The following is a 24,364-nucleotide window of genomic DNA, read 5'->3' as shown; positions in this document are numbered from 1 at the left end:
GGAGGTCCTTCTTCGTGGGTTCGGTGGGTGGGAACGGACGCGGGGCCTACTGGCACGCCTCACACCCCTCGTCGTCCACCGAGCAGATGGCCGGGCCCTCCGGGGGAGCGGTTCCGGCGACGGTGGCGGGGACGGCGTTCAGCCTGCCGTCGGTTCCACGCAGCGTGCTCTTCTCCACCGAGGTCGCGCTGCTGGAGCGCAGGTAGTAGGTCGTCTTGAGTCCGCTGCGCCACGCCGACCGGTAGAGCTCGTCCAGCTTTCGGCCACTGGGCTCGGCCAGGTAGAGGTTCAGCGACTGCGCCTGGTCGATCCACTTCTGTCGACGCGCCGCGGCTGCGACCAGCCAGCGCGGTTCGATCTCGAACGCCGTCGCGTACCGTTCCTTGAGCTCGGCCGGGATCCGGTCGATCGGGCCCAGCACCCCGTCGAAGTACTTCAGGTCGGCGACCATCGCCGCGTCCCACAGGCCGGCCCGCCGTAGATCCCGCACCAGGTACGGGTTGACCACGGTGAAGTCACCGGACATGTTCGACTTCACGTACAGGTTGCGGTACAGCGGTTCGATGGACTGGGTGACCCCGCAGACGTTCGCGATCGTCGCGGTGGGCGCGATGGCCATCACGTTGGAGTTGCGCATCCCCTCGCGCCGCACCCGCTCGCGCAACCCGTCCCAGTCCAGGGTGGCGGAGTGGTCGAATTCGGCGTCCCCCCGGGCGTCGGCGAGCAGCCGCAGCGAGTCGATCGGCAGCACCCCCTGGCTCCACAGGGACCCGTCGAAGGACTCGTAGCGGCCCCGCTCACGCGCGAGGTCGCTGGAGGCCGCGATGGCGTGGAAGCTGATCTCCTCCATGCTGCGGTCGGCGAACTCCACGGCGTCCACGGAGGCCTGGGGGATTCCCTGCCGCACGAGCGCGTCGGCGAAGCCCATCAGCCCGAGTCCCACCGGCCGATGCCGGAGGTTGGACCGGAGTGCCTCGGGGATCGTGTAGAAGTTGATGTCGATCACGTTGTCCAACATCCGCACCGCCGTGCGCACCGTGCGCCGCAGCCGGTCGGTGTCCAGCCCTTCGGGGGTGACGTGCCGCGCGAGGTTGACGGAGCCAAGGTTGCACACCGCGACCTCGTCGCCGCTCGTGTTGAGGGTGATCTCCGTGCACAGGTTGGAGGAGTGCACCACGCCCGCGTGCTGCTGCGGTGACCGCAGGTTGCACGGGTCCTTGAAGGTGATCCACGGGTGCCCGGTCTCGAACAGCATGGTGAGGATGCGACGCCACAGCTCCACGGCGCGGACCCGGCGGGACACCGTCAGCTCGCCCCGTTCGGCCGCCCGCTCGTAGTGCCGGTACCGCTCGGTGAACTCCGGCCCGTACAGGTCGTGCAGGTCGGGAACCTCGTCGGGGGAGAAAAGCCACCAGTCGGCGTCGGCCTCGACCCGGCGCATGAACTCGTCCGGCACCCAGGCGGCGGTGTTCATGTCGTGGGTCCGACGCCGGTCGTCGCCGGTGTTCTTGCGCAGGTCGAGGAACTCCTCGATGTCGATGTGCCACGTCTCCAGGTACGCGCAGGCGGCGCCCTTGCGTTTCCCACCCTGGTTGACCGCGACGGCCGTGTCGTTGGCGATCTTCAGGAACGGGACGAGCCCCTGGGAGGTGCCGTTGGTGCCCTTGATGTGGGCGCCCATACCCCGCACCGGGGTCCAGTCGTTGCCGAGCCCCCCGCTGTACTTCGCGAGCAGCGCGTTGTTGCGGTACGCCCGGAAGATCGAGTCCAGGTCGTCGTCGACCGTGGTCAGGAAGCACGACGACAACTGGGGCCGAGTGGTCCCCGCGTTGAACAGCGTGGGGGTGGAGCACATGAAGTCGAACGAGGAGAGCAGTTCGTAGAACTCGACCGCACGCTCCTCACGCCGGTCCTCGTTCAGCGCCAGCCCCATCGCGACCCGCATGAAGAACGCCTGTGGCAGCTCGAGGCGGGTGCCGCGCGTGTGCAGGAAGTAGCGGTCGTAGAGGGTCTGCAGCCCCAGGTAGTCGAAGTCCAGATCTCGCTCGGGGTGCAGCGCCTCGCCCAGCAGGTCGAGGTCGAACCCGGCGAGCTCGGGGGCGAGCATCTCCAGCTCGACGCCGCGGTGGACGTAGTCGGCGAAGTAGGACGGGTACAGGTCGCGGATCTGTTCCTGGTCGGTCTCTCGGGGCTCGCCGGCCAGGTGGGACAGGGCCTCGCGGCGCAGTTGGTCGAGGAGAAGGCGGGCGCTGACCCGCGAGTAGTCCGGGTCGCGTTCCACGAGCGCGCGAGCGGCGAGGGTCAGCGCCTCGTCGAGCTCGGTGGTACTCATGCCGTCGTAGAGGTTGCGTCGGGCCTCGGTCAGGACGACGGCCGGATCGATGTTGTCCAGTCCCGAACACGCCTGCTCGGTGATGGTGCGTACCCGCGCCCAGTCCAGCGGGTGGGTGGTGCCGTCGGTGTGGGTCACGGTCAGGTCAGGTTCCTGGGCCGCGCCGGGGGCGGTCGTAGTGCCGGCGGCGGCGCGGCGGGCCTCGGAGCGCTGTTCCCGGTAGAGCACGTAGTCCCGCGCGACCTGATGGTTGCCGCCCCGCATCAGGGCGAGTTCGACCTGGTCCTGGATCTGCTCGATGTGCAGGATCGTGCCCGGTCCGGAGTACCGCGACAGTGCGGCCTGGACCTCCTGGGTCAGTGCGGACACCAGGTCGTGCAGTCGCGACGACGCGGCCGCGCCGTCTCCCTCCACGGCGAGGAACGCCTTGGTGAGCGCGACCGAGATCTTGTCGGCGTCGAAACCCGACACCGATCCGTCCCGGCGCAGGACGCGAACCGGCGTCTCCTCGGGCCGGACCTGACTCGGTGTCTGGGTGGATGACTCAACCACGGGACTCTCCCCCTCGTTCGAGAACCTCATCTGGAACGTCCGGGGGGACGTTGGAGGCACGCGAGGGGTCCGCGACACCGTACTCGGGCGGCACCGTCGACCACGTCCGCGTCGGCCCTCCCACGAGGCCCCGGACACCGTGCAAGCGATGCACGCACCGATGGCAGGTCTTCGGACTCGTGGGCACACGACCGAACTCGGGTCGTTCCTACTGGCCGTCGCTTCCCAGGCGTTCACGCGCCCAGTGCTCATGACGGCGGTTGTTCCCACTCACCGCTGCGGGGCAGTCCCGGACTCACACCGGGTTCCCTCTTGCCCCGCCGCCCCCAGGGACGGCGGACCATTGGCAGGGCTGATACTACATGTTGTGTTGGATTCTCCGAACAACCCAAAATGGGCGTGCCTCGGTCAACCCTGGGCAAGCGCCCGCCCGGAAACCGCGCCAACCAACGTCGGTGACGAGGCGTAGAGGTCGATCACCCGGGAGCTGATCCTGCTCTCCGCCTCCTGTTCACGGCATCGGCCGGCCGACGGCCAGGTCGCGAACGCCGAGGGTGAGCACGACGCGTTCCTCGGTGGAGGTACCCGTCGGCGCCGGATTTGTGAGCGCCATGGATCGCACGGCCGGTGTCCTCGGTGGTGGGCGCAGTAGGGAGCTTCGTTCCCGACGAGTCCGTGGATCGCGGGGGCGACGTCGCCCTTCCGCCCACACGGTCCATGGGGACGAGGTCGGGTTCGGAGTCGGCGGTGCCGGCGAGGCCTCGACGGCCGTTGCCCGCGACCTGGTGCGCCCGGTCACGCCTACGCTGTTGGTCACGCTGGGCGGATCCGGATCCCCGATCGGTGCCGGGTCGAACGGACGCGGGCAGCCGTGGCGAATAGCGGGACGAGAGGCAGGAACGTCGCCTGGTCGCGGCCGGCGGGTTCGCCTCCGCGCCCCCACCGCTGCACGGTTGGGCGTCGACGAGCGTCGTGCCAGCCACTCGTCGCGCTCGGGTGTGGCGGACGTCGAACCGTGCGAGGACACCGACGGGTTGCGGACCCCCGTCCCCCGTTCTTTGGGCGAGGGGGCGAACCTCGTGCGTCGGTGGGGCCGGCGGGATTCGAACCCGCACTGTACAGGACCTAAACCTGCCGCCTCTGCCGTTGGGCTACGGCCCCGACACGGGCCCAATCCTAGACCAACTACACGCCCAGCTCGCGCTTGATTCGGTCGACGTGGCCGGTGGCGCGGACGTTGTAGAACGCCTTGGCGATCGTCAGGTCGGCGTTGATGACGAAGGTGGACCGGATCACGCCCCGCACCACCTTGCCGTAGTTCTTCTTCTCCCCGTAGGCGCCGTAGGCGGTGAGCGCCTCGCGGTCCGGGTCGCTGAGGAGGGTGAAGTTCAGCTTCTCGGCGTCGCGGAACGCGCGCAGCTTCTCCACGGTGTCGGGAGAGACGCCCAGGACGCGCAGGTCGGAGTCGGCGAAGGCGCTCAGGTTATCCCGGAAGTCGCAGGCCTCCTTGGTGCAGCCCGGCGTCATGGCGGCGGGGTAGAAGTACAGCACCACCGATCCCGCACCCCGGACGACCTCGCTCAGTGTGACGGGGTTACCGTCGGCGTCGTTGAGGGTGAAGTCGGGGGCGTGGTCGCCCGGCTCGAGTCGCTTGGTGGTTTCGGTCACGATTCCTCCCTTGGTGCTCCCGTGCGGGACTGGGATCATCATCCCAGTGAGGGACGTGTGCGCCGAACAGGGCCGGCCAGCGGGGCTCGGCCTGCGTGGAAGGGGTCGAAGGGGCATGATCGATCCCCTAGGCTGTGAAGCGTCGTGCGAGAGGTGTGGCGCACCTCGACCGATCTCGGAGAGTCCAAGGTAATGGCAGGCTTCACCCTGCGGGACGTACAGGATCGTGCCACCAAGGAGCGCGACTCCTGGTGGACCGTCGGACTTGTCGACCCGTTGGCGCGGCGGTTGGTGCTGGTCGTGGCGAACCGCACGTCGATCACGCCGAACCAGCTCACAGTGCTCTCCCTCCTGTTGGGGCTGGGAGCCGCCGCGTGCTACGCGTGGGGGACGTGGCCGTTCCTCCTCGCCGGTGCCGGGCTGTACGCGTTGTGCTTCCTGGTGGACAGCATGGACGGCAAGCTCGCCCGGCTGACCGACACCGAGTCGTTGTTCGGTTCCTGGATGGACTACGCCTTCGACCGGTTCCGGGTCCTCGTCTGCGCGGTCGCCCTCATGGGCGGGCAGTACGTGATCACCGGGAACGTGGTCTTCGCGTGGCTGGCCATGGCCGTCGTCTTCTGCGACATGCTGCGCTACCTCGACGAGATGCAGGTCTACCGCGTCCGCCGCGAGATGCGCTCCTACATCGCCGGGGCGTTGGAACGCGCCCGCGCCACCCTGTCCATGCTGGAGCCCGACGACGACCTCGCCACCGCCCAGGGCGACGCCCGGCGGGTGCAGGAGCCGCTGAGCGACTCCGGGGAGCGCGCGGTCCTGCGGCACGGCATCGCCGTCCTGGAACGCATGCTGCGTACGCACACCGAGCACGAGACGCGCCTCGCCCGCGACGTCGGCAAGAATCCCGACGTGCGCCTGCCCAAGGTCGACCTCAACCGGGAGTTCCGGACCCGTTTCCCCTGGTACCAGCGGATCTGGGAGTTCCTGCACGCCCGGCGGGTGCGCACCCACCTGGTCAGCGGCGTGGAGTTCCAGGTCGCGGTGTTCATCATCGCCCCGCTCGTCGGATCGGTGAGTACTGCGGCGATCCTGTGGATAACCGTGGCTACGGGTGTTTTGCTCCTCGCCTTCGAGGCCGTCATCATCTATAAGTTGTGGTTGTCGACGAAGGATTTCTTCCGCGTCGTCGACGGCATCGAGGGGTGCGTTGACGTTCGGCCGGTCGCCCGACGTGGAGCCCGACCAGGCCGGTCCGGCCTCCGGGGAACCGCGTGGCGCGGACGACACCGGCGATGCCGGTGACGCCGAGGGCACTGACGACGGCGACGGCGCTGACAATTCGGACTCCGCGGTGAGAGGGTAGTTGGCTATGGCACGAACGAGCGGTGCGGGACGGCCCACCCCGGTGGAGTTGCGGCGAGAGATCGAGGCGGCGCAGCGGCGCCTGACCGCGACGGTGGACGAGTTGGCGGAGCGGGCGAGTCCGCGCGGTATCGCCAAGCGGGGGCTGCGTGACCTTCGCGGCGCCGGCGAGGCGCTGTTGGAGGAGGCGCGCGCGGTGGCGACGGGCGCCCAGACGGTGCGCCGAAACAGCGAGGTCGTGGAGCCGCCGCAGGGTAGCGTTCTCCTCAAGGGTGACGACGAGGTCGTGAGCACCTATGAGCCCCGCGCCCTACCGCCCGGGGCCATCGTCGTCGGTGTTGGGGTTGGTGTCGTGGCGGCCGCTGGAGTCGTGATCTGGCTGCGTCGCCGCAGGAGGAGGATCTGATGGACCGTCGGGACTACGTCCTCACGCTCTCGTGCCCGGACCGGCGTGGGATCGTGGCGGCGGTCGCGGGACTGCTCGCCGAGCACGGCTGCAACATCACCGAGAGCCAGCAGTTCGGCGACGCCCACACCGGACGGTTCTTCCTCCGCGTCCAGTTCGCCATGGAGGACGGGCACTCGGACACCACTCTGCGCTGGGCGTTCGCCGCCCTGGCCACCGACTTCGGTATGGAGTGGCAGATCCGCTGGATGGGGGAGCGGCCGCGCCTGCTCGTTCTGGTCTCCACGCTCGGACACTGTCTCAACGACCTGCTGTTCCGACAGAGCAGCGGCCTACTCGACGTGGACATCGCCGCGGTCGCCGGTAACCACACCACCCTGGAGCCGCTCGCCCGCTCCTACGACGTCGACTTCCACCACGTCCCGGTCACCCCCCGACACCAAGCGGCAGGCCGAGGAACGCATTCTCGGCCTCGTGGACTCCTACAACGTCGACCTGGTGGTGCTCGCCCGCTACATGCAGATCCTCTCCGAGGACCTGTGCGCGAAGCTGCAGGGGCGGGTCATCAACATCCACCATTCCTTCCTCCCCAGCTTCAAGGGCGCCCGGCCCTACCACCAGGCACACGCCCGCGGCGTCAAGCTCATCGGGGCGACCGCGCACTACGTCACGCCCGACCTGGATGAGGGCCCGATCATCGAGCAGGAGATCCAGCGGGTCGACCATGCCCACAGCCCGGAGGAACTCGCCGGGGTCGGGCGGGACCTGGAGTCCGCCGCCCTCGCCCGCGCCGTGCGGTGGCACGCCGAGCGGCGCGTGCTGTTGAACGGCTCCAAGACCGTCGTCTTCAGCTAGGCGGCGGCGCGTCGCGTCCCCGACCAGCGGGTGGCCTGGGCTCGGGCCAGGGGAGGCCCCCCGCCCGCCGGACGTCGCCACGGGGTGGCCTAGAGTCGGGCACTGACAACGAGCGCGTCGAATCCGACGCGCGCACATAAACCGCGGGAGCTCGCGCCTTGGCGGGCTGAGAGGGTGGCTGGTCCAGGGGACCGGTGTCGCCGACCGCAGAACCTGTTCGGGTAATTCCGACGTAGGGAGGCGTGCCAATCATGACCGCACTTGACGATCGTGGCGTTGAACCCCAGGTGACGACCGGTCCCATTCCGGGATCGCGGAAGGTCCACCACACCACCCAGGACCCCACCTCCGGGACCACGCTGCACGTGCCAAGTCGCCGCGTCGATCTTTCCAACGGCACCCACATCGACCTGTACGACACCTCCGGCCCTTACACCGATCCGTCGCGACGGATCGACCTCCGGGCCGGACTCGACCCCATCCGCACACCCTGGATCCAGGACCGTGCGCCGGTCGACGGCGCGGTCACCCAACTGGCCTACGCCAAGGCCGGTCGGATCACCCCGGAGATGGCCTACATCGCCACCCGCGAGGGCGTGTCGCCCGAGCTGGTGCGCGAGGAGGTGGCGGTCGGGCGCGCCGTCATTCCGGCCAACCGGTGCCATCCCGAGTCCGAACCCATGATCATCGGGAAGAACTTCCTGGTGAAGGTGAACGCCAACATCGGTAACTCGGCGGTGTCCTCCTCCATCGAGGAGGAGGTCGACAAGCTGGTGTGGGCCACCCGGTGGGGCGCCGACACCGTCATGGACCTGTCCACCGGCAAGCGCATCCACGAGACCCGGGAGTGGATCCTGCGCAACTCCCCGGTCCCCATCGGCACGGTTCCCATCTACCAGGCCTTGGAGAAGGTCAACGGGGATCCGGCGAAGCTGAGCTGGGAGCTCTACCGGGACACCGTCATCGAGCAGGCCGAGCAGGGCGTCGACTACATGACGGTGCACGCCGGCGTGCTGCTGCGCTACGTGCCCCTCACCGCCAAGCGCGTGACCGGCATCGTGTCCCGCGGGGGCTCGATCATGGCGGCGTGGTGTCTGGCCCACCACCAGGAGAGCTTCCTCTACACGCACTTCGAGGAGCTCTGCGAGATCCTGCGCCGCTACGACGTCACCTTCTCCCTGGGGGACGGGCTGCGTCCGGGGTCGATCGCCGACGCCAACGACGAGGCACAGTTCGCGGAGCTGCGCACCCTCGGCGAGCTGACCCACATCGCCCGCGCGCACGACGTCCAGGTGATGGTGGAGGGCCCCGGCCACGTCCCGCTGCACAAGATCGCGGAGAACGTGCGACGGGAGGAGGAACTCTGTGGTGAGGCGCCCTTCTACACGCTGGGCCCGCTCGCCACGGACATCGCTCCTGGCTACGACCACATCACCTCGGCGATCGGCGCCGCCCAGATCGGGTGGCACGGGACCGCGATGCTCTGCTACGTCACCCCGAAGGAGCACCTGGGGTTGCCCAACCGGGACGACGTCCGTGTCGGGGTGGTGACTTACAAGCTCGCCGCGCACTCGGCGGACCTCGCCAAGGGGCATCCGGGTGCCCAGGAGTGGGACGACGCCCTGTCCAAGGCACGGTTCGAGTTCCGGTGGGAGGACCAGTTCCATCTGGCCCTCGACCCGGAGACGGCGCGCTCCTACCACGACGAGACCCTGCCCGCCGAGCCGGCGAAGACCGCGCACTTCTGCTCGATGTGCGGCCCCAAGTTCTGCTCCATGCGGATCAGTCAGGACGTGCGGGCCTACGCCGAGGAGCACGGCCTTTCCACGGTTGAGGCCATCGACGCCGGTATGAAGGAGAAGGCCCAGGAGTTCAGCGATCGCGGGCGCAACGTCTACCTACCCGTCGTCGACTGACCCACGACCCCAACTCCGCGGGGCCCCTCCTCACGTGAGGAGGGGCCCCGCGGGCTGAATGAGGGGTGGATGGTGACGGGGCGAGGCGGAGGACGCCGACACCGCACGCGGAAGCGATCCCCGCGACCTCCGCGTATCGGGCGAAACCCCCCGCGCGGACGGCGGCCACTCGCCAACGCGTCCACGAGACCGCGATGGGCCACCGTCGCCGTCATTCGAAAGCGGAGACCCACTCGCGCGGGCGGCCCCCTGCACACTGGACCGCCCTCCGGCCGTGGCTGGCTGAACTCCTCCTGACGGACCGGCCCCTGGACGGGTTGTGACCACGGCTTCGGAGGCCGAGGCCTCACGATTGCGGCGTGTGGGGGCGGGACCCGGTAAGGATCAGGTCAGCGGTCCCGGACACAGCCTCTTCGTAGCCGGTGGCGGTTGATCGCCGCCGCCGTGGCCGCGGTGAGGGCGCTCGTCGCGCTGAACCGTGCCAGGTATGCCGTGATCCGGCGGCGACGCTCCGCACGGAGGGCCTGGGCCTGGGCCTCGGCCCGGGCGCGCAGCAGGAAGGAGCCGCCGCACAGCGCCTGGTCGAACTCCTGGGGGCGCCACCGCGCCACCCAGGGCCCTCGGGGCAGGTCGCCGTCCGGAGCGGGCGGGCCCTCCCGGGGGACCAACCGCGCGGCTCCCGAGCGGCTGTGGAGGGAAACCGGACTCGGCCCGCGATAGCTGAGCCGCCCCGGTGCGTTGGCGATCAGTTCCACCAGGAGGCGTGCGGTGGCGCGGGCGTCGCCCAACGCGGTGTGTTGGTGGGTGGGGGACCAACCACCCAACGCCTCGGAGGCGCGGGGCAGCGAGTAGCGGGACAGGTCCACCTGGGCGCGCAGGGTGCGTAGCGTGCACAGCCCGGCCAGCCCGGTAGGCAGGCCCGCGGGTCCGAACTGACGCGACAGGAACCGCTCCTCGAAGTCGAGGTTGTGCGCGACGACGACCGCGCCGGAGATCAGCGTGGAGAACGAGGCGAGCACCTCCGACACCGTGGGCGCGTGGTAGACGTCGGCGTCGGTGAGGCCGTGGAAGGGGGTTCCGTCGATGGGAACTCCCGGGTTGACCAGGGTGGAGGCCTCACCCAGGACCGCTCCGTCGCCCCGGACGCGAACGACGGCGAACTCGCAGACCCGGGCACCCCGGTCCGGTCGAAGACCGGTGGTCTCGAAGTCGACGACCGCGAACTGCAGTCGACGCGGGTCGGTTCCCCCGCCCCGGCGCAGGGCGCCGCGCCGCAGTTGCCACCGATCGTGTGGTGCCCTGGTCACTATTGCGGCTCTCTTCCTCGTTTCCTCGTTCATCAGTACGAGTTCGTGCTGCCGACCGACACTATCGTGCGGATCGGCGGGTCCTTCGGGGGCGCACGGCGAAATCCCGGCCCTGGTCGCGGGAAGACGGTTTGGTTGTGACGCGTTGATCCCAAGTGAGGTTCCCGTCGCGTCGCGCCACACCCCGTTGTGGTGCGCGGCGGGGACCGTCCACCGGGGCCACGAGCGCGTGACGGGACGGTCACCCCAATCCTCGCGCACCGCCGGGCCCCACCGGGATCGCCCCACCCTCTCAGACGACTTGGATGCCACGTGGAGGTCGGATTGCGAATCGTGATCGCGGGAGCCGGAATGGCGGGACTCCACGTCGCGGAGTCCCTACGGGGACAGGGTTTCGACGGCACCATCACCCTCGTCGGTGCCGAGTCCCACCCACCGTACTCTCGGCCGCCCCTGTCGAAGGAGTTCCTCACCGGGAAGGGCCGTGGCGACGACGTCGGCCTCCGGGGTTCGGAGGAGCTCGACGCGCTGCGGCTGGACCTGCGACTGGGGAACGCGGTCGTCGCGCTCGACGCGCAGGATCAGACCGTGACATTGGGCGACGGCACCATCCTCACCTACGACCGCCTGGTGATCGCCACCGGGGTCTCGCCACGCCGCCCCGACACCGACCTCGCCGGGGTGCACGCCCTGCGCACGCTGGAGGACGCGGGGCTGATCCGCGACGCGATCCGCACGACCAACCGGGTGGTCGTCGTGGGCGCGGGATTCATCGGGGCGGAGATCGCCGCGAGCGCCCGCGCCCTCGGCGCTGAGGTGACCCTGCTGGAGGCGGCGACGACCCCCATGACACGGGCGGTGGACCCCCGGATCGGGGCGGTCCTGGGGGAACTGCACCGCGACAACGGGGTTGACCTACGGCTCGGTTCACCGGTCGCGGCCTATGAGGGCGACGGACGGGTCGAGCGGGTGCGGCTCGCCGACGGCAGCGCGGTCGACGCCCCCATGGTGGTCGTCGGCACCGGCGTCACCATGAACACGGAGTGGCTGCGGGGCTCGGGCGTCGACCTCGACCCCGACGGCTCGGTGCGCTGCGACGAGTACTGTGCGACGTCCCTGCCCAACGTCTACGCCGCCGGCGACCTGGCCAGTTGGCCCCACCCCCTGTTCGGTGGTCGCCTTCGGTTGGAGCACTGGACCAACGCCGCCGAACAGGGAGCGGTCGTCGCCCACAACCTCCTCGCCGAGGTGGGGGAGCGCACCGCCTACACCCCGGTCCCGTACTTCTTCTCCGACCAGTACGGCATGAAGATCCAGCTCCTGGGCCAGGCGGCGCCCGCCGAAACGGTCGAGTTCGTGCACGGTTCGCCCGAGGAACGCAAGTTCGTCGCCTTCATCGGGCGTGGCGACCAACTCGTCGGCGTCTTCGGGCTGCGGAGCACCCCGAAGGTGATGCGGTACCGGCCGTTGCTACACCAGGCGACCTCCTGGGCCGAGGCGTTGGCGGCCGCGCGGTAGTTCGCGCCCGTGGGTCGTTTCGCGCGGCTGGGCCGCCTTTGCGGCCGAGCCGAATCCTCCCCGGCGCGCCGGACGACACGCGGGGGCGGTCTGGGTGGCCCGCGATCTCCCGATCCGCAGCGTGTGACCTCGGCCCGCCGGCTACGCTGGATCCGCTACCGGCGTTGAGGAGGAGTAACGGGAATGGCACGGACCAACGACAGGCGGGTTGTCAGCTACGAACCGCTGATCGCCCCCGCGGACCTGGCCACCGAGCAGCCGATGGGGCCGGAACAGAGCGCGGTCTGCGAGGACGCCCGGGCGGAGGTCACGCGCATCCTCAACCACGAGGACGACCGTCTACTCGTCGTCGTGGGCCCGTGCTCGGTGCACGACCCGGCCCAGGCCATCGACTACGCGACGCGGCTGGCCGAGGTGATGCCCCGGCTGAGCGGCGACCTGCGCATCGTGATGCGGGTCTACTTCGAGAAGCCCCGCACCACGGTCGGGTGGAAGGGGCTCATCAACGATCCCGGGCTGGACGGGAGCTTCGAGGTCCACCGGGGCCTGCGCGCCGCCCGCGAACTCCTGCTGAACATCGGTTCGCTGGGTGTCCCCAGCGGCACCGAGTTCCTCGACCCGATCACCCCGCAGTACATCGCCGAGGCCCTCGCCTGGGGCGCCATCGGTGCCCGCACCACCGAGAGCCAGGTGCACCGTCAGCTCGCCAGCGGCCTCAGCATGCCGGTGGGCTTCAAGAACGGCACCGACGGCGACGCCCAGGTCGCGGTGGACGCCTGCCGTGCCTCGGCCGAGCCGCACACCTTCTTCGGGGTGGACCCGGCCGGCGCCGGGTCGGTGGTCACCACCGCCGGTAACCCCGACTGCCACGTGATCCTCCGCGGTGGACGCACCGGCCCCAACTACGACGCGGCCGGCGTCGCGGCGGCGCTGGCCACCGTGCGCTCGGCGGGGCTCCCCGAACGCCTGATGATCGACGCCAGCCACGCCAACAGCGGCAAGGACCACGAGCGCCAGCCGCTGGTTGCCGAGGCGATCGCCGACCAGGTCGCCGCCGGCCAGCGCGGGATCGTCGGGGTGATGCTGGAGAGCTTCATCGTCCCCGGCGCGCAGCGGCTCGGCGACCCCGCGACGCTCACCTACGGCCAGAGCATCACCGACGCCTGCATGGGATGGGACACGACCGTCACCGTGCTTGAGCGGCTCGCCGAGGCGGTGCGCAAGCGCCGGTCCAACTAGCGAGAGTCGGCGGTCGGGCGGCGCCCGTGTCGGGGTGCCGCCGGCCCGCGAGAACCGCCACTGCTAAGCTGGCGTGGGCTGTCGAACCCGCACGGGAGAGAGTCCTCGCCGCCAGCGGGGACCGCCGAAGGAGCAATTCCTCCCCGAAGAACCTCTCAGGCGTTCAGGACCGTGTGGGTGAGCCAACTCTGGAAAGCAGGGGCTCTGGTCTCTCGCCGAAGGTGCAAGCCGCGCCAGCACCACCCGAGAAAGGGACACGCGGTGAAGCTCTCAGGCACCGATGACAGAGGGGGAGGGTTGAGGCGTCGTGTCTAGAAGTCGTCCATCCCCTCGGGAGTGCCAGTGAAAGAACCCCGCCGCACACCTCTCTACGAGGTGCACCAGAACCTCGGAGCCACCCTCGTCGACTTCGCCGGCTGGCAGATGCCGGTTCGCTACGCCCGCGAGAGCGAGGAACACCTCGCCGTGCGTCACCAGGCGGGCCTGTTCGACCTTTCGCACATGGGCGAGATCCGGGTCACGGGGCGGCAGGCGGGCGACGCCCTGGACTACGCGCTCGTCGGCGCGATGTCCACGCTGCGTCCCGGCCGCGCCCGCTACTCAATGATCACCGACGCCGAGGGCGGCGTCCTCGACGACCTGATCACCTACCGGCTCGGTGAGGACGAGTACCTCGTCGTCGCCAACGCGGCCAACACCGACGTGGTCGTGGACGCGCTGCTGGAGCGGGCCTCCGGCTTCGACGCCCAGGTCATCGACGACTCCGCCGACTACGCCCTGCTCGCGGTGCAGGGCCCCAACGCCGTGACCATCCTCGCCGGCCTCACCGACACCCCGCTCGACGAGATCAAGTACTTCGCCGGCTACACCGCTACGGTCGCCGGACACGACGTCCTCCTCGCGCGGACCGGATACACCGGAGAGGACGGGTTCGAACTTTTCCTCCGAGAGCCCGAACGGGCGCCCGCGCTGTGGGAAGCGCTGACCGACGCGGGCCGCGACCACGGGCTTCTCCCGGCCGGACTCTCCGCTCGGGACACGCTGCGCCTGGAGGCCGGCATGCCCCTGTACGGGCATGAGCTCTCCCGTGACGTCACTCCGTACGAAGCTGGGCTTGGGCGGGTGGTAAACCTGGAGAAACCCGCGGATTTCGTGGGGCGCTCCGCGCTGCGGGCGCGCGCGGAGGCCGGCCCACGCAGCCGTCTGGTGGGTTTGGTCGGACGCGGACGGAGAGTGCCCCGTCAGGGGTACGCCGTGTTGCACGAAGGTGCCCGAGTCGGCACGATCACCAGCGGGGCGCCCTCGCCGACGGTAGGGCGCCCCATTGCGATGGCATATCTGGACACCGAAATCGACGCCGGCGGCGAGCTGGCTGTGGACGTTCGTGGCAGACCGGAGCCCGCCGACGCGGTCGAGCTGCCGTTCTACAGGCGTCAACGCTGAGGGCGTCGTCTGTTGGAATCAAGGAGTACGGAGTTGAGCGTTCCTGCCGAGCTGGGCTACACGAGCGAGCACGAGTGGGTATCCGTGACCGACGGAGTCGCCACCGTGGGGATCACCGCGTACGCGGCCGAAGCCCTGGGCGAGATTGTCTATGTGGAGGCGCCCGAGGTGGGCTCCTCCGTCACTGCCGGAGAGACGTGTGGCGAAGTCGAGTCCACCAAATCCGTCAGCGACATCTATTCGCCGGTCGACGGGGAGGTGGTTGAGGTCAACCAATCCGTCGAGGACGATCCGGAGACCGTGGGGAGTGACCCCTACGGTCAGGGGTGGCTGTTCAAGGTCGAACTGGCCCAGGACCCCGAGGACCTGATGACCCCGGAGCAGTACACAAGCCTCATCGAAGGAGAGAGTTAAGCGCATGTCCAGCCTCCTCAACCAGCCGCTCGCGCAGGTCGACCCTGAGGTAGCGACCGCGGTGGACGCGGAGCTTCGGCGCCAGCGTGACACCCTGGAGATGATCGCTTCGGAGAACTTCGCTCCGCAGGCGGTTCTAGAGGCACAAGGGTCAGTGCTCACCAACAAATACGCGGAAGGCTACCCCGGGAAGCGTTACTACGGCGGCTGCGAGCATGTCGATGTGATCGAACAGCTCGCGATCGACCGGGCCAAGGAACTGTTCGGCGCCGAGTACGCCAACGTGCAGCCGCACGCGGGCGCGCAGGCCAACACGGCCGTCTACTTCGCACTGCTCAACGCCGGCGACACCATTCTTGGTCTGGACCTGGCCCATGGCGGCCATCTCACGCACGGGATGCGGCTGAACTACTCCGGGAAGATCCTCAACGCCGTCGCCTACCACGTGGACGAGTCCACGGGGCTGGTGGACTACGACGAGGTCGCGAAGCTGGCGAAGGAACACCAGCCGCGCATGATCGTCGCTGGGTGGTCGGCCTATCCGCGTCAACTCGACTTCGCCCGCTTCCGGGCGATCGCCGACGAGGTGGGCGCGCTGCTGCTGGTTGACATGGCCCACTTCGCGGGCCTGGTGGCCGCGGGACTGCACCCCAACCCGGTCCCGCACGCGGATGTCGTCACCACGACGACGCACAAGACCCTGGGTGGTCCGCGTGCTGGACTGATCCTGGCCAAGGAGGAGTACGGAAAGAAGCTCAACTCGGCCGTGTTCCCGGGGCTCCAGGGCGGGCCGCTGGAACACGCCATCGCCGGTAAGGCCGTGGCGCTGAAGATCGCCGGATCCGAGGAGTTCAAGGACCGGCAGCGCCGCACGCTGGCGGGTGCCCGAATCCTCGCCGAGCGGCTGTCGCAGTCCGACGCCTCCGAGGTCGGTGTCCGCGTCCTCACCGGAGGCACGGATGTCCACCTGGTGCTGGTGGACCTGCGTGAGTCGGAGCTGGACGGGCGTCAGGCCGAGGACCGGCTGCACGAGATCGGGATCACCGTCAACCGCAACGCGGTCCCCGGGGACCCGCGTCCGCCGATGGTGACCTCCGGACTACGGATCGGGACCCCGGCGCTGGCGACCCGTGGATTCTCCGAGGAGGACTTCACCGAGGTGGCCGACGTCATCGCCGCCGCGCTCCGGCCGGACTTCGACGCTGAGGCTCTCAGCGCTCGGGTCACCGCGCTGGCGCGCAAGCACCCCCTGTACCCGGGGATCGGCTCCTGAGAGCGGGGGTGACCCGGCCCTCGCGGCCGGGTGACCCCCGACCCTCGGGCGCACCTCCCCGGCGGAGGCCCGCCGGCCGTTCGATAGCGTGGGTGGTCGGTGCCGGCACGGGGAAAGGGCAGGCGTGGGAACTCGACTCATCTTGTGGGACATCGACCGGACCCTGATCGACTCCGACGGGACGGGATACGCCGCATTCGCGGCGGCCTTCCGCGAGTTCACCGGCCTGAGCGACTTCGAGCGCACCCAGGGCCCGGGCCGCACCGAGTGGAAGTGGTTCACCGAGACCCTGCACGCCAACGGCATGCGTGACCCCGGTGACTGGTTCCCCCAGTTCCGTGACCTCCTGGTCAAGGAGTTCGCCGAGCGGGCCAAGGAGATCACCCCCGAGACGATCCTCCTGCCCGGCGTCCCCGAGGTGCTACGGCGGACCGCGGACCACCCGGACATGGTGTCCTCGCTGCTGACCGGGAACTCCAAGGCCAACGCCCGAGTCAAGATGGAGCTGGCACGGCTGGACCAGTACCTGGACCTCGAGTCCGGGGCCTACGGTGACGACCGCGAGGAACGCCCCGACCTGGTGCCCCTCGCCCAGCGGCGCGCCCACGCCACCACCGGCATCCGGTTCGACGCCGACTCCACCGTTCTGGTCGGGGACAGCCCCAACGACATCCGCGCGGCCAAGGAGGGCGGCGCCCGGATCGTCGCCGTGGCCACCGGCGTCTTCACCGCCGACCAACTCTCCGCGGCCGGCGCCCCGGTCGTCCTGGACAATCTTGGCGACGTCCCGGCCACGCTGGCCGCGCTGGTGAACTGACCGCTCAGGCAACCGCCCGTTGGACGAGGTCGCGGATGGTGGCCGCGGCGTCGTCGGTCATCGTGGTCAGGGCGAAAGAAGTGGGCCACAGGCCGCTTGAGTCGTCGAGGTTCGCCTCCTCGTTGAAGCCGAATACTGAATAGCGTGACTTGTCCATCTGCCCGCTGCGGAAGAAGCACACGACCTTCCCGTCGCGCGCGTAGGCGGGCTGCCCGTACCACAACTTGGGCCGCAGCTCCGATGCGGCCGTCGTCACCAGGTTGTGCACCCGCTCGGCGAGGGCACGATCGGACTCCGGCATCTCCGCGATCCGCTCATGCACCGCCTGTTCCTCCGCGGCGGCCTTCTCCTCCGCTCGCCCCCGTCGTTTCTCCGCCTTCAACTCGGCGGCGCGTTCCTTCATCGCCGCGCGCTCGGCGGAGGAGAACCCCGCTCCCGTCGCCCCGCTCTCGGCGTCGCCTGACCCTGGAACGGCGTTCATGGCACTCATCCTCCCGCTGTCGATGTGGACACGAGCCACGTTAATCGAGGTCAACCGGCTCCGGCTTCTCCGATTCTGCTCAACTCATCCGTTCAGGGGCGCTGGGATCGGTGCCCGCCTCGCCGATGCGGCTTCGCCGCGGGATGGGATCATGCGCGCCATGGACGAGCACTGGCGGAGCGACCGAATCGGCAGCGCGCTCGAGGGACGTAACCCCACGGTGCTGCGGAGGATGACGGCGGGATTCGCGGCGATCGGCGACGTCCAGTTCCTGCCGGGATACTCGGTGCTCCTGGTGGACGATCCCGCGGTGACACGGTTGTCCGAGCTGCCCCGAACACGGCGTAGCGAGTTCCTGTCCGACCTGGACGCGTTGGGAGAGGCCGTGGAGCGGGCCAGCGCCCGTCGTGACCCCGCGTTTCGCCGGGTGAACCTGGAGATCCTCGGAAACACCGACCCGTTCCTCCACGCGCACGTGTGGCCACGGTTCGACTGGGAGCCGGCCGAGCTCGTGTCCCGACCGGTGTGGCTGTACCCCGCCGCGCGGTGGAGGGATCAGCGATACGCGCTCGCCGCGCGGTACGACGGGGTGCGCGCGGCGATAGAGGAGGAGCTGTCCCGCCTGGCCTGACGGCCCGTGTGGGCTGGGGCGGGGAAGTGGTCAGGCCGTGGGGGCGGTGGCCTCGACGGCCCCCCAGGTGAGGTCGTCGAGGTGGGGCTCGAGCATGGTGGCCTCAGCGAGGAGGGTGCCTGTGGCCTGGGATCCCATCTCCGTTGTGAGCGCGGCCTCGTGCTCGCGGACGAGGGCGTAGAAGCGGCGCCACGACTCCCGTTCGTCGGGGAGCTCGTGGTACGGCCCGGGGACCAGCCCCACCTCACGGAGGGGATCGGACCACATCGTGGTGTCGTTGGCTGCGAGGTCGGCCAGTGGTTCGGCGGCGGTGAAGAGCAGTCGCCCCCCGGGGCGCAGGATCCGTCGCGCCTCGGTCAGGGCGGACAGGGGATCCGGGGCGAGCGCCAACGCGTCCACACTGATCACCGCGTCCGCGGCGGCGTCCTCCACCCCGGTGTCGTCGAAGGTGCCGGTGTGGAACGTGGCCCGACCGTCGGGAAGCCACGAGGGGGCGCGGTCACTCGCGATCTCCACCGCGGCCGACGACCAGTCCACTCCCACCAGTCGCGTCCCCGTGGCGCGGGCAAGCCACAGCCCCGGTCCGCCGAGGCCGCAGCCGAGATCCACGACCGTGGAACCGGGGGCAGGGCGCAGGCGGGACACCATCAGCCCCAGGAGCCGCCAGGGGCAGCCGCTGTTGGGAGCGACCTCCGAGGGGTACTGCTCGCCCCAGGCACGGGACCACAGGTGGGGCAGCAGGGAGCTGGAGTGCTGTGCGCGGAACTGGGCGTCGAACGCGGCGGGCGTCATCACCGGAGGCTCGTCGGTCATGCGCTCAGTGTGTCAGTCGAGGGATCGGCCGGTCCGCGCGGCTCGACGCTGGGAAGCGGAGCCAGGGTGCGGGAGAACCGGCAGGGAAAATAACCGCGCCGGTGGAGGCTCCCCCCAGAGACCTCCACCGGCGCGAGACCGTGGGCTGAGGAACCACGCGGAGCATGATCCCTCGCTGTTACCAATTGTAGCCCACGGGATACTCGGTCATGGCCCAAATGGGACAGTCAGGGGCCGTTGCCCTGGTCACAGCCGTTGCCGCGCACGAGTGACCACACTATGAGAGCGATGCCGGCCGCCGAGACCAGCAGCGACGCGATCGGGACGGTGATGTCGGTCAGATCCACCGTCGACGTGGCGCGGACGAGAGTGGCCAGAGAGGCGGTTCCCAACAGCGCGGCGATCACCTCGATGACGGCGGCGACGGTGATCGCGGCGAAGCCGGCCACCGCGACACCCCGCAGCCAGAGCCCTCGGCGTGAGGGCCCGGGGACCCTCACCGCCACGACGGACCCCGCACGGTGATGTGTTGCCGTCATCTGCGCTCCTCAGGGAACAACAGCCGTATACGGCTTATCGTAACCATTTCTTGCCGAGGAGTAACGCTTTGTGTTACCAGAGTGTGTCGGAGGGTCCCTCCTGCTCCGCGGGGTTCAAGAGTTCTGGACCGTTGTTACGGACGCTGTTGACCGCGGTGCCCACCTCGAAGATCTCCAACTCGTCGGTGGGCGTGTGGGTCAGGAGCTCTCGCAGGCGCGCCGGGTCCGTCGCCGGGTCGAGCCAGGTGTCCCAGTCCGTGGGCGGGAGGACGACCGGCATGCGCTCGTGGATGTCGGCCAGGGCCGGAGCCGCCTCGGTGGTGATGATGGAGCAGGACCACAGCCACGCGGCCGGGTCGTGTTCGTCGCGGGTGGGGTCCCGCCAGCGTTCGAAGATGCCGGCGAAGGCGAGCGGGGACCCGTCCTGGTAGCGCACCGCGAAGGGGCGTTTACGGGAACGCGCCTTGCGTTTGGTGTGCCCGGGGTCGGTGGCGGGCGAGGTTCCCGACTCGGCGCGGTCGGCGTCGCCCTTGGCGACCAACTGCCATTCGTAGTAGGCGTCGGCGGGGATCAGGCAGCGCCGACGGGCGAAGGCGCGGCGGTAGGCCGGCTTCTCGGCGACGGTCTCCCCACGCGCGTTGATCATCTTGTAGCCGACGTTGGGCTCCTTGGCCCAGGACGGCACCAGTCCCCAGCGCAGGGTGCACAGCGACCGCTGGTGCGGGTCCGTGCCCTCGGGGCGGTTGGCCGGCTGTCCCAGCACCGCGTACACCTGTGAGCCGGGAGCGATGTTGTAGTCCGCCGCCACTTCCTCCAGCGGCGGCCAGGCCCGCGGGTTGCGGAGCTCGTCCGGGGACGGTCGCGTGAAGTCGAACTGCAGTTGCAGCTCGTGGGTGTCCCGGGACTGCGCATAACGTCCACACATATCGCCCCAGCGTAGATCCTCCCGGTGACCGAAGCGCGGGGACATCTCGGTGGGCGGCGGAACCAGACGGGCGTCGCCGCACCGGTCGGGTGGCCGGACCCGCCACCAGGAACCGGCTAGCCTGTGACCATGCCCGATTTCGCGCCCACGCAGCCGGATCAGACCCACCCCGAGCACCTGTGGCCGTCGCCGACGGCGACGGGCCCGGTGGACGCCACCGTGCGGCTGCCCGGATCCAAGTCGATGACGAACCGGGCCCTGATCCTCGCCGCGCTCTCGGAGCGTCCCGCGACGGTGCGCCGGCCGCTGCGCAGCCGCGACACCGATCTCATGGCGGCGGCGCTGCGGGCCCTGGGCATCGTCATCACGGAGTCCGACGGCGACTGGTGGGTGACACCCCGGGAACTGCGCGGTCCCGCGCTCGTGGACGTCGGAAACGCCGGCACCGTCATGCGCTTCGTTCCCCCGGTGGCCGCGCTGGCGTCCGGGGACGTCACCTTCGACGGCGACCCGCGGGCTCGCGAGCGGCCCGTTGGCGAGCTCTTCGCCGCCCTACGCACGCTGGGCGCCGCCATCGACGACGACGGGCGGGGGGCGATCCCCGCGGTCGTCCGCGGCACGGGCAGCATTCCCGGCGGCCCCGCCGCCGTCGACGCCTCAGCGTCCTCACAGTTCATCTCCGCCCTCATGCTCAGTGCCCCCAGATTCTCGCGCGGGGTCGAGATCCACCACCAGGGTCCGCCCGTGCCCTCCCAGCCGCACCTGGAGATGACGGCGGCCATGCTGCGCGCCGCCGGGGTGGACGTGGACGACGCGACCCCCGACATCTGGCGGGTCGCGCCCGGTCCCATCGACGCGGGCGACATCACGGTGGAGCCGGACCTCTCCAACGCCGCCCCCTTCCTCGCCGCCGCGCTGGTGACGGGGGGCCGCGTCACGATCGCCGACTGGCCCCAGACGACGACACAGCCCGGGGACGCGCTGCGGGAACTGTTCACCCAGATGGGAGGCAGCGTCGAGCGGGACGCGTCGGGCCTGACCCTGCGGGGCGGGCAGGAGGTCCGCGGTATCGAGGTCGACCTGCGCGCCGTGGGGGAGCTGACCCCCACCATCGCCGCCGTCGCCGCCCTGGCCACCACACCGTCGCGGATCACCGGGGTGGCCCACCTTCGTCGGCACGAGACCGACCGGATCGCCGCCCTCGCCAACGAGATCAACGCCCTCGGCGGCGACGTGCGGGAACTCGACGACGGCCTCGTGATCGAGCCCCGTGCCCTGCGCGGCGGGGTCTTCCACTCCTACGACGACCACCGGATGGCCACGGCGGGCGCGGTGATCGGCCTACGCGTGCCCGACGTGCGGGTGGAGAACATTGCGACCACGGGCAAAACCCTGCCCGACTTTCCGGGGCTGTGGGGTGGGGTCGTCTCTTGAGGTCGCGCTCCCGGAACCTGGACGAGGAGGACGTCCGTGTCCGGGCACGTGGCGGCTCCCGACCCCGAACACGCCGCCGCCCCAAGCACGAGAACGCCACCCCGGCCTTCGTGACCGCGGTGGACCGTGGCCGCTACCGGTGCCTGGTCGACGGTCGCCCCGTCGTGGCGATGAAGGCCCGGGAACTCGGGCGTGGCAGCATCGTCGTCGGCGACTCCGTGGCCTTGGTGGGCGACGTCTCCGGCGCGCCCGACACCCTCGCCCGAGTGGTGCGGGTGGAGGAACGGACCTCCGTGCTTCGCCGCAGCGCCGATGACACCGACCCCGTCGAGCGGGTCATCGTGGCCAACGCCGACCAGCTCGTGATCGTGATGGCCCTCGCGGACCCCGATCCACAGCCCCGCCTGATCGACCGATGCCTGGTCGCCGCGTACGAGGCCGGTGTCACCCCGCTCCTCTGCCTGACCAAGGCCGATCTCGCCGAACCCACCGAGGTGCTGGCCCCCTACGCCGGGCTCGGCCTCGACCAGGTGGTGACCAGCGTGCACGGCGCGGTGTCGGGTGTGGAGGAGCTGCGGCGACACCTGCGGGACCGGACGAGCGTGCTGGTCGGCTCCTCCGGCGTCGGCAAGTCCACGCTGGTCAACCTGCTGGTTCCGGAGGCGGAACGCGCCGTGGGCGGCGTCAACCCCGTCACCGGCCGTGGTCGTCACACCTCCACCTCGGCGGTGGCGCTCCCCATCGACGACGGCTGGATCATCGACACCCCCGGTGTCCGCAGTTTCGGCCTCGCCCACGTCGACCCCGCCGACATCGTCGCGGCGTTCCCCGACCTCACTCCGGTCCTGGAGGACTGCCGCCCCGGCTGCACCCACCTGTCCACCGCCGACGAGTGCGCCCTCGACGCCGCCCGCACGGCCGGCTCGGTCTCCTCTTCGCGAGTGGAGTCCCTGCGTCGCCTCCTGGGCGAATCACCCGACGCGGAGCCGACCAAGCCGTCACTCTGAACGACCACGCGCCGCCAGGAACCCGACGCTCGTCCTGCTCCGGGAACGTGGCCGACACGTCACGACGGTTCAACGCGAGTACACGATCACCAGATCTAGCGGGTTCGGGCCGTCAGCGACAGCTTCGGTAGCGCGCCGCCAGCGTGGTTCTGATCCTCGCACCTAGCCAAGCTCGTCCTGGCGCACGGCATAGAGGAAGGCCTGCCACTCGGTGGTGGGGAGAGTGAGGTGGCCGAGGTGGCGGTGCTGGGTGTCGCGGAGATTGACGGAAATGCCTTGGGCGAGCCGAACCTCGACACAACTCTGGCGGACGTTCCCGCTGTAGGAAGACTTTTGCCAGGTGTCGTCAATCATGGGTCACTTTCTCCAACTCGTCACGCATGCGCTGCAGCGACTCCTCTGGGGAGAGGGCGACCGCTTGGATATCGCTGAAGAGCAGCCTGAATTGCTGTACGCGAACCGGATCGTCGACCATGCGCCCCGCATCCGCAGACTCGACATATACGACATCTGGCGCCGTCGGTGATGCTATCAGCGCGAATGGCCCCCCGAGTCCGGGGTGGCACCCCTGGGCGACGAGCTGGGCAGAGATCCGGCGTCGTTCGATTAGTGCAATGACGTGCGCTAGCTGGTTGGCAGACGTTGCGGCTTTCCCCACGGTGCGCGTGATCACCGAGTGATCCAGGACGACACGGTAGCTAGGGGTCGTCGATTCCGCGAACCACGTCGCTCGTTTCATACGGCCCTGAACCGTCGACCGAATCTCCTCCCCAGTTGCCCAGGGTGAGGTGCATTGGGTCACTACCTCGGCATATGCCTCGGTTTGCAGTAAGGCGGGGAACAACGCGTTGTGACATTCCATGACAGAGACGGCCTCGCGCTCGATCTGTGCAAGGTCGTCCAGCCACACGGGTTCGCCATCACCAGACAGTGTCGCCCACAGCTTGTCCAGGCGGCCCTTGGCGTTCAGCGCACTGTCGATGTCCGCCACGAGACGGACATCGGGTGTTCGTTCCCCGCGTTCGATGTTCCCGATATGCGTCTGGCTCACCCCTACCTCGGCCGCCAGTCTGGACTGTGTGTATCGGGAATAGCGCCGCAGTCGACTGATCTCACGGCCTAACCGTACGTTGATCTCCTTCTGTAGATGATCCATGCCCCATTTAAGCACAAGCAACCTCATTCAAGTGGGATAACCCCAATCTCATTCGCGACCTTGAAGTATGTAGCGAATCTTTGAGGCACGCGCGAAAGTGGACCCGTTCCAGTAAGAGACCCCCGCGATAGAGGACTTCTATCCGGGCGTGGCCCAACTGGAGGTAGCCAGATGGACGTGTCTGACCTTAACGGCCGTGTGTGGTTTCGGCGTCGTGGTCCCGCGCGGATCCGGCGCTACGTGTTCGAGTCGGTGGCGTGGACCTGCTGCCGGTCC

At 69.5% G+C, this 24,364-nt stretch carries 21 protein-coding genes, 1 tRNA gene, 1 pseudogene and 3 riboswitches; of the genes and pseudogenes, 13 read left to right on the top strand and 10 right to left on the bottom strand.

Annotated features, from left to right (window positions below):
• Positions 1–46: 46 nt before the first annotated feature.
• The 3 genes from J4H86_RS10905 to bcp form a co-directional block, all read right to left on the bottom strand.
• Entirely contained in the window at positions 47–2,884 is a 2,838-nt protein-coding gene (locus J4H86_RS10905; protein WP_236543385.1) for a ribonucleoside-diphosphate reductase subunit alpha, read from the bottom strand.
• Positions 2,885–3,029: 145 nt separating this feature from the next.
• Positions 3,030–3,244, bottom strand: a riboswitch (cobalamin riboswitch).
• A 728-nt stretch (positions 3,245–3,972) separates the two neighbouring features.
• Positions 3,973–4,045: transfer RNA gene (locus J4H86_RS10900), tRNA-Leu, on the bottom strand.
• Between the two features lie 24 nt (positions 4,046–4,069).
• Positions 4,070–4,591 carry a thioredoxin-dependent thiol peroxidase gene (gene bcp / locus J4H86_RS10895; RefSeq protein WP_236543988.1) on the bottom strand — a complete coding sequence of 174 codons (522 nt, stop codon included), beginning with the start codon at positions 4,589–4,591 and terminating at the stop codon, positions 4,070–4,072.
• Between the two features lie 153 nt (positions 4,592–4,744).
• On the opposite strand from bcp, the gene J4H86_RS10890 reads away from it, so the two are divergent.
• From J4H86_RS10890 to thiC, 4 genes and pseudogenes are all read left to right on the top strand, one after another.
• Positions 4,745–5,854 (top strand): CDP-alcohol phosphatidyltransferase family protein, encoded by a 1,110-nt coding sequence (locus J4H86_RS10890; RefSeq protein WP_236543384.1) that lies wholly within the window; start codon positions 4,745–4,747, stop codon positions 5,852–5,854.
• Between the two features lie 67 nt (positions 5,855–5,921).
• Positions 5,922–6,320 (top strand): DUF3618 domain-containing protein, encoded by a 399-nt coding sequence (locus tag J4H86_RS10885; protein WP_236543383.1) that lies wholly within the window; start codon positions 5,922–5,924, stop codon positions 6,318–6,320.
• Positions 6,320–7,175: pseudogene (purU, locus tag J4H86_RS10880) on the top strand (formyltetrahydrofolate deformylase). Before J4H86_RS10885 ends, purU begins: the two are co-directional and overlap by 1 nt.
• Before the next feature lie 251 nt (positions 7,176–7,426).
• Entirely contained in the window at positions 7,427–9,091 is a 1,665-nt protein-coding gene (thiC, locus tag J4H86_RS10875; protein ID WP_236543382.1) for a phosphomethylpyrimidine synthase ThiC, read from the top strand.
• Positions 9,092–9,480: 389 nt separating this feature from the next.
• On the opposite strand, the gene J4H86_RS10870 is transcribed toward thiC, so the two are convergent.
• Complete coding sequence (locus tag J4H86_RS10870) at positions 9,481–10,398, bottom strand: 3'-5' exonuclease (RefSeq protein ID WP_236543381.1); 918 nt, start codon at positions 10,396–10,398, stop codon at positions 9,481–9,483.
• Between the two features lie 324 nt (positions 10,399–10,722).
• Here J4H86_RS10870 and J4H86_RS10865 point away from each other — a divergent pair, with 324 nt between their 5' ends.
• The 6 genes from J4H86_RS10865 (at position 10,723) to J4H86_RS10840 (ending at position 17,102) form a co-directional block, all read left to right on the top strand.
• On the top strand, positions 10,723–11,916 hold the full coding sequence (locus tag J4H86_RS10865) for an NAD(P)/FAD-dependent oxidoreductase (RefSeq protein WP_269134551.1): 1,194 nt from the start codon (positions 10,723–10,725) through the stop codon (positions 11,914–11,916).
• 183 nt (positions 11,917–12,099) lie between these two features.
• Positions 12,100–13,155 (top strand): 3-deoxy-7-phosphoheptulonate synthase, encoded by a 1,056-nt coding sequence (locus J4H86_RS10860; protein WP_236543380.1) that lies wholly within the window; start codon positions 12,100–12,102, stop codon positions 13,153–13,155.
• 82 nt (positions 13,156–13,237) lie between these two features.
• Positions 13,238–13,337: riboswitch (glycine riboswitch) on the top strand.
• A riboswitch (glycine riboswitch) is annotated at positions 13,338–13,452 on the top strand. It abuts the riboswitch before it with no gap.
• A gap of 39 nt (positions 13,453–13,491) precedes the next feature.
• Complete coding sequence (gene gcvT, locus J4H86_RS10855) at positions 13,492–14,598, top strand: glycine cleavage system aminomethyltransferase GcvT (protein ID WP_394356473.1); 1,107 nt, start codon at positions 13,492–13,494, stop codon at positions 14,596–14,598.
• Positions 14,599–14,631: 33 nt separating this feature from the next.
• Positions 14,632–15,012, top strand: coding sequence for a glycine cleavage system protein GcvH (gene gcvH / locus J4H86_RS10850; RefSeq protein ID WP_236543378.1), 381 nt, complete (start codon positions 14,632–14,634; stop codon positions 15,010–15,012).
• Positions 15,013–15,016: 4 nt separating this feature from the next.
• Positions 15,017–16,285 (top strand): serine hydroxymethyltransferase, encoded by a 1,269-nt coding sequence (locus J4H86_RS10845; RefSeq protein WP_236543377.1) that lies wholly within the window; start codon positions 15,017–15,019, stop codon positions 16,283–16,285.
• A gap of 124 nt (positions 16,286–16,409) precedes the next feature.
• Positions 16,410–17,102 (top strand): HAD family hydrolase, encoded by a 693-nt coding sequence (locus tag J4H86_RS10840; RefSeq protein WP_236543376.1) that lies wholly within the window; start codon positions 16,410–16,412, stop codon positions 17,100–17,102.
• Between the two features lie 4 nt (positions 17,103–17,106).
• On the opposite strand, the gene J4H86_RS10835 is transcribed toward J4H86_RS10840, so the two are convergent.
• Complete coding sequence (locus tag J4H86_RS10835; protein WP_236543375.1) at positions 17,107–17,583, bottom strand: iron chaperone; 477 nt, start codon at positions 17,581–17,583, stop codon at positions 17,107–17,109.
• 160 nt (positions 17,584–17,743) lie between these two features.
• Between J4H86_RS10835 and J4H86_RS10830 the strand changes: the two genes are divergently transcribed.
• Positions 17,744–18,214, top strand: a complete 471-nt coding sequence (locus J4H86_RS10830) for a diadenosine tetraphosphate hydrolase (protein ID WP_236543374.1) — start codon at positions 17,744–17,746, stop codon at positions 18,212–18,214.
• A gap of 30 nt (positions 18,215–18,244) precedes the next feature.
• Here the strand turns inward: J4H86_RS10830 and J4H86_RS10825 are convergent, their stop codons facing one another.
• The 3 genes from J4H86_RS10825 to J4H86_RS10815 form a co-directional block, all read right to left on the bottom strand.
• Positions 18,245–19,027 carry a class I SAM-dependent methyltransferase gene (locus J4H86_RS10825; protein WP_236543373.1) on the bottom strand — a complete coding sequence of 261 codons (783 nt, stop codon included), beginning with the start codon at positions 19,025–19,027 and terminating at the stop codon, positions 18,245–18,247.
• 227 nt (positions 19,028–19,254) lie between these two features.
• On the bottom strand, positions 19,255–19,566 hold the full coding sequence (locus J4H86_RS10820) for a hypothetical protein (RefSeq protein ID WP_236543372.1): 312 nt from the start codon (positions 19,564–19,566) through the stop codon (positions 19,255–19,257).
• Positions 19,567–19,639: 73 nt separating this feature from the next.
• Entirely contained in the window at positions 19,640–20,491 is an 852-nt protein-coding gene (locus tag J4H86_RS10815; protein ID WP_236543371.1) for an SOS response-associated peptidase, read from the bottom strand.
• 129 nt (positions 20,492–20,620) lie between these two features.
• Here J4H86_RS10815 and aroA point away from each other — a divergent pair, with 129 nt between their 5' ends.
• Together aroA and rsgA are read left to right on the top strand one after the other, a co-directional pair.
• On the top strand, positions 20,621–21,925 hold the full coding sequence (gene aroA, locus J4H86_RS10810; RefSeq protein WP_236543370.1) for a 3-phosphoshikimate 1-carboxyvinyltransferase: 1,305 nt from the start codon (positions 20,621–20,623) through the stop codon (positions 21,923–21,925).
• Positions 21,922–22,932: a ribosome small subunit-dependent GTPase A gene (gene rsgA / locus J4H86_RS10805; RefSeq protein WP_236543369.1), complete on the top strand. Its 1,011-nt coding sequence runs from the start codon at positions 21,922–21,924 to the stop codon at positions 22,930–22,932. The genes aroA and rsgA overlap by 4 nt, the downstream gene beginning before the upstream one ends.
• A 162-nt stretch (positions 22,933–23,094) precedes the next feature.
• On the opposite strand, the gene J4H86_RS10800 is transcribed toward rsgA, so the two are convergent.
• Both J4H86_RS10800 and J4H86_RS10795 read right to left on the bottom strand, forming a co-directional pair.
• Positions 23,095–23,286 carry a DUF397 domain-containing protein gene (locus J4H86_RS10800; RefSeq protein WP_236543368.1) on the bottom strand — a complete coding sequence of 64 codons (192 nt, stop codon included), beginning with the start codon at positions 23,284–23,286 and terminating at the stop codon, positions 23,095–23,097.
• Positions 23,279–24,088, bottom strand: a complete 810-nt coding sequence (locus tag J4H86_RS10795) for a helix-turn-helix domain-containing protein (RefSeq protein WP_236543367.1) — start codon at positions 24,086–24,088, stop codon at positions 23,279–23,281. The genes J4H86_RS10800 and J4H86_RS10795 overlap by 8 nt, the downstream gene beginning before the upstream one ends.
• Between the last annotated feature and the right edge of the window lie 276 nt (positions 24,089–24,364).

The organism is Spiractinospora alimapuensis, assembly GCF_018437505.1.
Taxonomy (GTDB): domain Bacteria; phylum Actinomycetota; class Actinomycetes; order Streptosporangiales; family Streptosporangiaceae; genus Spiractinospora; species Spiractinospora alimapuensis.
Note: the sequence above shows the minus strand (reverse complement) of the source record. Positions and strands in the feature narration are given on the sequence as shown.

Bases quoted from the DNA above. Each gene is read 5' to 3' on its own strand.
- bcp (WP_236543988.1), bottom strand. From the start codon at position 4,591: ATGATCCCAGTCCCGCACGGGAGCACCAAGGGAGGAATCGTGACCGAA.
- J4H86_RS10890 (WP_236543384.1), top strand. From the start codon at position 4,745: ATGGCAGGCTTCACCCTGCGGGACGTACAGGATCGTGCCACCAAGGAG.
- J4H86_RS10885 (WP_236543383.1), top strand. From the start codon at position 5,922: ATGGCACGAACGAGCGGTGCGGGACGGCCCACCCCGGTGGAGTTGCGG.
- thiC (WP_236543382.1), top strand. From the start codon at position 7,427: ATGACCGCACTTGACGATCGTGGCGTTGAACCCCAGGTGACGACCGGT.
- J4H86_RS10860 (WP_236543380.1), top strand. From the start codon at position 12,100: ATGGCACGGACCAACGACAGGCGGGTTGTCAGCTACGAACCGCTGATC.
- J4H86_RS10845 (WP_236543377.1), top strand. From the start codon at position 15,017: ATGTCCAGCCTCCTCAACCAGCCGCTCGCGCAGGTCGACCCTGAGGTA.
- J4H86_RS10835 (WP_236543375.1), bottom strand. From the start codon at position 17,583: ATGAACGCCGTTCCAGGGTCAGGCGACGCCGAGAGCGGGGCGACGGGA.
- J4H86_RS10830 (WP_236543374.1), top strand. From the start codon at position 17,744: ATGGACGAGCACTGGCGGAGCGACCGAATCGGCAGCGCGCTCGAGGGA.
- J4H86_RS10825 (WP_236543373.1), bottom strand. From the start codon at position 19,027: ATGACCGACGAGCCTCCGGTGATGACGCCCGCCGCGTTCGACGCCCAG.
- J4H86_RS10820 (WP_236543372.1), bottom strand. From the start codon at position 19,566: ATGACGGCAACACATCACCGTGCGGGGTCCGTCGTGGCGGTGAGGGTC.
- J4H86_RS10815 (WP_236543371.1), bottom strand. From the start codon at position 20,491: ATGTGTGGACGTTATGCGCAGTCCCGGGACACCCACGAGCTGCAACTG.
- aroA (WP_236543370.1), top strand. From the start codon at position 20,621: ATGCCCGATTTCGCGCCCACGCAGCCGGATCAGACCCACCCCGAGCAC.
- J4H86_RS10800 (WP_236543368.1), bottom strand. From the start codon at position 23,286: ATGATTGACGACACCTGGCAAAAGTCTTCCTACAGCGGGAACGTCCGC.
- J4H86_RS10795 (WP_236543367.1), bottom strand. From the start codon at position 24,088: ATGGATCATCTACAGAAGGAGATCAACGTACGGTTAGGCCGTGAGATC.